The sequence below is a fragment of the Corynebacterium sp. HMSC078H07 genome (assembly GCF_001812805.1).
GTDB lineage: Bacteria > Actinomycetota > Actinomycetes > Mycobacteriales > Mycobacteriaceae > Corynebacterium.
In genome coordinates this window covers 56,590-62,891 of record NZ_KV810476.1, presented here as the reverse complement: position 1 = coordinate 62,891, position 6,302 = coordinate 56,590, and the positions used below count along the sequence as shown (strand labels likewise).

Below are 6,302 nucleotides of genomic sequence, written 5' to 3'. Positions count from 1 at the left end.
GGTACACCCACCGCAACGCCCGCAGGGCTCTAAAGCGTTTGGAAAAGCTCATTCACGCCGGACACCTTTTTGCCTTTCTGACCCCGCCTGATGGTGCCACACACGACTTAAAAGCCACCACAAACCTGCTGGAAGGCGGCATCAACAAACAGCTCAAAGACTTAGCAGGAAACCATCGCGACATGTTCGATGAACATCAGCGCATCACCATGGACTGGTGGCTCTACACCCATACCGAAGACCCAATACCGCCACTGGAGTTAGCCAAACAACAAGACTTCGGACGCCAAGGAGAAAAAGCAGCACGCGCTGCCTGGGTGAAAGAAGAACTTAAACGGCGCGGCCACCCAGACGGGCGACCTGCCACATTCGACACCGGCATCGACAACGAATGGAACCCCAGCTTAGGCGTAAGAAAAGGCTGGGCCGGACGCTCCTAAATCCACACGAAATGTCCCTTAGTGCGACACGCCGCAAATCCACACGAAATGTCCCTTAAGCCAATTCTAGGCAGACCGTCCGGCCGTTGACCCGAAGTTGACTTCCCCAAAAATCAATAACCTCGGCGATTTGCTCCTACTTTTGTAGTGCAGGGATCGTCCCGAGGCTTTCAAAATAGAGAATAGCATGTGCAAATGAGTAATCCAAGATCGACCGCAGTACCGCTATCGCAATGGTTTTCATCCGCACGGATGAGCCGGTACGCCGAGCATCCCCGACCAGAAGCGCTATACCTTTGGAATACTCACCTCACGAAGACTTATCTCGCCGACATTGAGCATCTTGAGGTGCTCCTCCGAAACTGCATTCACAATGCCCTGGCCAGACGATACGGTGACCGATGGTTTGACGACGTTCGAATACCCTTCACCGATGTAGCCAGGAAGAACATCCGTAAGGTGAAAAGACGAGCCGGAGAAGAAGGTGCGCCGTCAGGAAAAATCATTGCTGAGCTCAGCTTCGACTTCTGGCGCTTCCTCTTAAGTAGCCACTACCAAGCAAGCATCTGGCCTCAGGTAAAGAGGGCGTTAGAGAAGACTCCTGACAGCAGACAGGAATTCGAAGAACTTGTATCCGTTGTTTACACAATGAGAAATAGATGCTCTCATCATGAATCAATCGTGCAACAACACGATATAGCCCGTGAAGGCGCACATCTCGACTCCGTTGATAGCGCCATCCAAATGGTAGCGGACTTCATCAATCCTCAAGCCGCGGCATGGATAAAGGACAATTCGCGAGTCCCCGCCATACGTGCACAGCGACCGTAGCCGCAAACCGCAACACTACGACCGGAAGCAGAAGCAATCATCAAAGTCGGCGCGCATTCAACACACAAACCTACGAGATTTTAGAAACTAGAGGAACCACCCGAACCGGAAAAGCCCGAGCTAAACCCGCTGTTGACGCCGCCGCTGCTGCCGGAGGAAGAGTCGCGCGCGGAGATAGCGTCACTGTCCCACGTGCTCACGGTATAGAACGGCACGTAGCCGTGGTAGCCGGCACCGGCGAAGAAGTTGGAATCGTAAATGTGCGTGCGTTCGGGACGCTCGTCGGCCTCGTTGCGCTTTTGCAGCTGCGCTTGCAGATGCTCCGACAGCAGCGCGGTGCGGTCAAGGAGATCGAGGTAGCGTTCCATAAACTGCGGGTGGTTCGGTTCCTTGGACAGCACCATGGCGGCGTCTTCCAACTCCTTGGCGTGCTGCTCGGCCTGCGAGTCAATATCGGACGCGACGTACGACGCTTGTGCCAAATCCTTGCCTAGCTCATAAAGCTCGTAGCGGCGAGCATCAGCATCGGCGTTTTCGATGCGGTGCAATTTCTCAATGTTGGTCTCCGCCATATCAACGCGCTCGCACAGCAAACGCGCATGAGCAAGTTCTTCCGCGCGCTCGCGGAACTGCTCGTCGGGAGCATCCGCAGGCATGGACATGAAGGAGCCGACGGTGCGGTCAAGGGCTAGGAAGTCATCGCGCAGCCCTTCCCAATCCTCACGCAAACGCTCATCCACGAGGCCGGATTGCAGCGAGTGTGCGCGGATATCAATGGATTCAAGGCGCTGTGCCACGTCGGTATAGGTCTGGGACACAAAATCCCAATCCTCGCGCGCCTGCTGTGCCTTCTTCTGCCGGCTGCGACGAGTACCGCCGACGATGCCTATACCCGCGCCACCGACGCCCAGGCCCGCCACGCCGAGGCCAAAGGCCGCCCCAATGCGCCCATCCTTCGCACTCTCGTACTGGGCATCCGCAGCACGGTCCACGTCGATAGCAGCCGCCGCACCCGCAAAGAGACCAGCAGGAATGTTGTCATCCCGCACGCCCGGCTTAATGGCTTCGATGGACCGCTCCAAATGGCCGTCACCTTTGCGCAGCTTCATCTGCCCGGCCACGTCCTCACCCGCGAAGATGAAGGCCTGGCGCGGGTCGAGGCCCACGCCGACGAAGACCTGGCCATCAGCAAACTTATCCTTGCCGATGAGCTCCGGGTGATTATCACGCAGGTACTCCTCCACGGAGTCGTTGACGTTTTCTTTGTTCTTAGCAAAGACCATGTAGTGCAGCCCTTGGACCACGTCGGGGGCGGCGATGCGGGAGACGTCGCGAAGCATGCGCTCTTCTTCCTCCGGAGTGAGCACATCGTCCGGGTCCATGATGTCAGCCTGCACCTCACGCTGCGCGGGCTGCATAACGTAGTCGGAGCGTTCAGGCGCATCGAAGGCCGCCAAGCTCGCACCCGCGCCGATTCCCCCGAGCAGCAGACCGCCCACCATGGCCGCACCGACGATGGCGTCGACCGACGTTACTTTGGGGCCACGGCTGGCGGCAAAAGGTTTGATATCGCGAGAGTCAGTCACGGTGATTCTCCAATTCTTCAGCATTCAGTGCCGCCAATTTTACCCCCACAACGGGAAACGACGCGGTGCCCCTACAGCAGCCGCGTCGCCCCTATTCCCTATCACTCACAACGGATTGGAGAAACCGTTTGCCTACCCCCTAAGTAGGCTTTGTGAGCAATTCCAACTCTAGCACTATTTCCCCTCGCAGCGATACCTAAATCAACAAAATCGTAGTATCTTAGTGCCCCGCCCAGCCTGCGCCGATAACGCGAGGCCCTGAGCTAGGCTTTTGCTTCGCTGCGGCGGCGAACGGGTGCCCCCACAACCCAGACGGACACGACGATAATTACCCCCAAAATTGCCATCGCAGCAAAAAGCTGCGGGGAGTTTCCCCCGTTGCCCGCCACAGTGATGGCAGAGGTTGCCCACTGCATGGGAAAGAGATACACGAGCGCGCTCATCGCGGTGTTAAGGTCCGTGCCGGTCGAGGCCGCTTTCCACGCCCAACCTACGATTCCCACTTGGACCAGACCCAGCAGGATCCCCAGACCCCAGCCGGGAAGACCCAGGCCGCGCACGAGGGCATAAACCGCGCTTGCCGACGCCACCCCGGCCCCCACCGCCGCAAGTGCCGCCCACGCCACAGCAGCAACGGTCACGCCGGTGGCCAGCAAGGCGGTCAAGAGCCCAACCACCACGCCGATGACTACCCCGCCCGCGATGAGGGCGAGAAGGCGGCGCTCCACGCGGGTCAGCAAAGCGCCCAACACACCACCGCCGAGGACCGCGAGTGCGGCCAGCAGCATCGCCACGATGGGGCTCAACAGCTGCGCGGGACCATCCTGCGCCTCTGCGGGTCCAGCTACGGTGGGCAGGGCACGCTGGGCGCCTTGGACTTTGTTCCTATTCTGCTGGGCCATGCCGTCAACCTTTTCGGCACCAGCCACTAACTCGTCAACGCCTTTGAGCGCCTCATCTACCTTGGCGTTGAGCTCACCAATTCCGGCGTTGAGCTGCTTGGCGCCCTCCGCTGCCTGGTACACACCATCGTGATAAGCGTAGCCGTTCACAGAGAGTTGATTGGACAGCTCACGCGAACCATCCTTGAGCTGGATGAGCTGGTCTTGGATGGACTGGTCAAACTGGAAGTTCTCCACCTGGGAGCGCAGATCACCGAGCTGTGAGCGGATCTCCTTCGCCTCGTCTGAGTTGTTGCCGTCGAGGTCCTTCACGGTGCCGTCAATGGCTTCGAGGATTTGGCCGCGGACTACGCCGAGGCCGACGACTTGATCGACGGCGCCGCCGACACCGTCGGCAAGCTCAGTGGCACCAGTGCCCAACTGCGCGGTGCCTGACTGGAGCTGCACGAGACCGTCGTAGAGCTCTTGCGAGCCGCCCGCCAACTGATCCACGCCGCCACCCAGCTCGCCAGCTCCGTTTTTGAGCTGCCCCGTGCCGTCCGCAAGCTGCTGCGTACCGTTGGCCAAGAAGCCCGCCTGGGCGTTGGCCTCGGTGAGGGCACGAGCGACGTCGTAAAGCTCAGCGGGGTCAATTGTGCCGTCACTGGGGGCACCGGCTTGCTCCTGCGACCACGCCTGCGCCGGCTGCCACTGGGACGCAGTGGCAACGATTGCGCCGACGATGAGCGGCACGAGGAGGAGCGCGGCAATCAACAGCGAGCGGGTACCCACTGGGCGTTCGTCATCAGCAGAAGAGGCAAGGCGTGAGGTCATGATATAGAAACTATCGCCCACGCTGGGCAAAAAGCATCAGGCGCGCGGAAAGACCCCGCTAGTACCGTGCTGTTCGGTAACTATCGGGGCCTTAATGCAGTGCCTTAGCGCTCTCGCGCTAGTGCGTTACTTCTTCTGCGCGAAGAGCTCACGCACGCGCTTGCCCAGCTGCGGGGAAACGGCATCCCAGTAGGCGTAGACGCGCTCCTCGGTCTCCGGGGACACGCCAGCCATAGCGTTGGTGATGTTGTCCGCCATGCGCTCCTTGGCGCCATCGTCGTAGACATTCTCGTACAGGTCGGTGGCCTGGACGGTGTCGTTGTCCTCTGCGTGGTGGATGTACGGAGCGCGGACCAGGTCGATGCCGGCCGGGTCCGGGTTGACGTAGAGATCCGGTGCGGTGGTGGTCTCCTGCTCCTTGAAGCGCAGGTTCTCATCACCATCCAGGTAGCCGCCGCCCTTAGCGTGGCGGTTCGGGGAGTACACCGGGTCCTCCGGGGCGTTGAACAGGTACTGCATCGGGCCCTCGTGCTCGTAGGTGTTGACCTGGTTGAGAGGCTGGTTCACCGGCAGCTGCTTGTAGTTCGGTCCAATGCGGTAGCGCTGCTGGTCAGAGTAAGCGAAGACACGAGCCTGCAGCATCTTGTCCGGGGACAGGCCAATGCCCGGGACGATATTGGACGGATCCAGAGCAACCTGCTCAATCTGCGCGAAGAAGTTGCGCGGATTGCGGTTGAGGACGAAGTATCCGACGTCCACCAGCGGGTAGTCCTTCTTGGACCAGGTCTTGGTGAGGTCGAATGGGTTGAAGCGGTAGTCCTCAGCCTCTGCTACCGGCATGATCTGGACCTTGACGTCCCAGACCGGGTAGTTGCCTTCTTCAATGGCGTTGTAGAGGTCCTCGCGGTGGTAGTCAGCGTTCTGGCCGGCGATCTCGCCTGCCTCAGCGTCGGTGAAGTTCTCCACGCCCTGACGGGTCTTGAAGTGATACTTGACCCAGAAAGCGTCGCCCTGCTCGTTGACCCACTGGAAGGTGTGGGAACCATAGCCGTTCTGGTGACGGGTGGTCTTCGGGGTACCGCGGTCACCCATGAGGTAGGTCACCTGGTGGGTGGTCTCCGGGTTACGGGTCCAGAAGTCCCACTGCATATCAGCATCACGCAGGCCGTTGGTGCCCAGACGCTTCTGGGAGTGGATGAAGTCCGGGAACTTGATGCCGTCGCGGATAAAGAACACCGGGGTGTTGTTGCCCACGATGTCGTAGTTGCCCTCTTCGGTGTAGAAGCGGAGTGCAAAGCCGTGGACGTCACGCCAGGTATCCGGGGAGCCCTGCTCACCGGCAACGGTGGAAAAGCGGCCCATCATCGGGGTCACGGTGCCCTTCTGGAAGAGCTTGGCCTTGGTGTATGCGGATACGTCTTCAGTAACGTGCAGCTCACCAAAGGCGCCGTGACCCTTGGCGTGCGGGGTACGCTCCGGCACGCGCTCGCGGTTGAAGTGTGCGAGCTTCTCAATAAGGTGGATGTCATTGAGCACAACTGGGCCGTTCTGGCCCACGGTGATGCTGGTGTTCTCGGTAGCAACCGGCTGACCGGACGGGCGGGTAGTGTTCGGGCCCCCCGGGGCACGCTGGCCCTTGTCCAGAACCTTGTCTGCTGCGGACTCGTTCGAAGCGTCAGTCATTAGGAAAATGCCTCCTGGATTCGCTGATAATTTGGGGTTCATTATCA

At 59.8% G+C, this 6,302-nt stretch carries 4 protein-coding genes and 1 pseudogene; 2 read left to right on the top strand and 3 right to left on the bottom strand.

Annotation, left to right across the window (positions count from 1 at the left end):
• Positions 1-440: pseudogene (locus HMPREF2875_RS13960) on the top strand (IS256 family transposase); the annotation flags it as partial.
• Positions 441-635: 195 nt separating this feature from the next.
• Positions 636-1,271, top strand: a complete 636-nt coding sequence (locus HMPREF2875_RS06720) for a hypothetical protein (protein ID WP_070671476.1) — start codon at positions 636-638, stop codon at positions 1,269-1,271.
• An 80-nt stretch (positions 1,272-1,351) separates the two neighbouring features.
• Here HMPREF2875_RS06720 and HMPREF2875_RS06715 read toward each other — a convergent pair whose 3' ends face one another.
• The 3 genes from HMPREF2875_RS06715 to HMPREF2875_RS06705 all read right to left on the bottom strand — a co-directional run bounded on the left by HMPREF2875_RS06715 (position 1,352) and on the right by HMPREF2875_RS06705 (position 6,255).
• Entirely contained in the window at positions 1,352-2,857 is a 1,506-nt protein-coding gene (locus HMPREF2875_RS06715; protein WP_070671474.1) for a hypothetical protein, read from the bottom strand.
• A gap of 263 nt (positions 2,858-3,120) precedes the next feature.
• Complete coding sequence (locus HMPREF2875_RS06710) at positions 3,121-4,572, bottom strand: hypothetical protein (RefSeq protein ID WP_070671472.1); 1,452 nt, start codon at positions 4,570-4,572, stop codon at positions 3,121-3,123.
• Positions 4,573-4,698: 126 nt separating this feature from the next.
• Positions 4,699-6,255 (bottom strand): catalase, encoded by a 1,557-nt coding sequence (locus HMPREF2875_RS06705; RefSeq protein WP_070671470.1) that lies wholly within the window; start codon positions 6,253-6,255, stop codon positions 4,699-4,701.
• Positions 6,256-6,302 lie beyond the last annotated feature (47 nt).